Here is a 1294-nt window from a genome sequence, read left to right as displayed (position 1 = left end):
TGAACTGCACCCCATTTGTTAGACAGTATGATATACTATCTAACAGATGGGGTGATTTTTTATGCCAAAGGGAGTTTCACAAAAACGATATGCACCAGAATTCAAGAAACTGGTAGTGGAAACTATGAGGAAAGAAAATCTCAGCTGCACAGAAACAGCTGAGAGATTCGGGATCCGCCACAAGCGAGTACAGGACTGGGAACGAATCTATCTGACCGAAGGTCCAGAAGGCTTGTATATTGAGCGGCGTGGTCGAGCAGCTACAGGCCGTCCTCATAAGATTTCCAAGGATGTAGAGGAAGACCTCATTGCAGAAAATCAGCGTCTACGTGCAGAGGTAGCCTACTTAAAAAATTTGCAAGCCTTGGTTTTGGAGCGAGAGCGACACCAGCAGAAAAAACGCGGGTAGTCCAAGATCTAAGGCGAGAATTCTCATTATCTCTTCTGCTTGTAATCGCTCAACTGCCTCGTGCAACCTTCTATTACCATCTAAAGCAAATGAAGCGTGTCGATAAATACGAGACAGCAAAAGCAGAAATCACAGCTATTTACCATGAAAACAGGGGTAGATACGGATATCGTCGTATTACAGAAGAACTGCACCATCGGAAAATCCATCTGAACCACAAGACGGTCCAGCGTCTGATGAAGCAGTTGGGCTTGGTTTGCCGTGTTCGTATGAAAAAATATCGTTCTTACAAAGGTGAGGTTGGGAGGATTGCACCTAATCTTCTGCAACGCAATTTCCACGCAGACAGACCGAACCAGAAGTGGGTTACCGATGTAACGGAATTCAGTCTGTTTGGACAAAAGCTGTATCTTTCACCGGTTCTTGATTTGTGCAGCAGTGATCTGGTCAGCTACACAATCTCAGATCGGCCTGTTCTCAGCATGGTGACTTCCATGCTGGACAAGGCATTTGAACAAATACCAGATGATACGAATTTAATTCTTCACTCAGACCAAGGCTGGCATTACCAGCATAAACAATACCAACAAATGCTCAGAAACAAGGGTATCCGGCAGAGCATGAGCCGCAAAGGTAACTGCTTGGACAATGCAGTGATTGAGAACTTTTTTGGTCTGCTCAAAAGCGAGCTGCTCTACCTGCAAGAATTTAACTCCATGGAGCACTTTAAGCAAGAACTGATAGAATATTTAGATTACTACAATAACAAAAGAATTAAGGCGAAATTAAAGGGCTTGCCGCCTGTCTTACACAGACAACAAGCCCTTTCAGTAGCTTGAACAGTATTTATTTGAAAATATTGTCTAACTTTTTGGGGTCACTTCA

1 protein-coding gene and 1 pseudogene are annotated in these 1294 nt (G+C 43.7%); both read left to right on the top strand.

What is annotated here, in order from left to right; translation table 11 throughout:
• Positions 1-61: 61 nt before the first annotated feature.
• The gene (locus T363_RS0113740) at positions 62-409 is read left to right on the top strand and encodes a helix-turn-helix domain-containing protein (RefSeq protein WP_031476757.1); all 348 of its coding nucleotides are present in this window, start codon (positions 62-64) and stop codon (positions 407-409) included.
• Positions 403-1248 (top strand): annotated as a pseudogene (locus T363_RS0113735) (IS3 family transposase); the annotation flags it as partial. The gene T363_RS0113740 and the pseudogene T363_RS0113735, both read left to right, overlap by 7 nt.
• Between the last annotated feature and the right edge of the window lie 46 nt (positions 1249-1294).

It is taken from the genome of Agathobaculum desmolans ATCC 43058, assembly GCF_000701665.1.
GTDB lineage: Bacteria > Bacillota > Clostridia > Oscillospirales > Butyricicoccaceae > Agathobaculum > Agathobaculum desmolans.
This window is presented reverse-complemented; position numbering and strand designations above follow the sequence as displayed.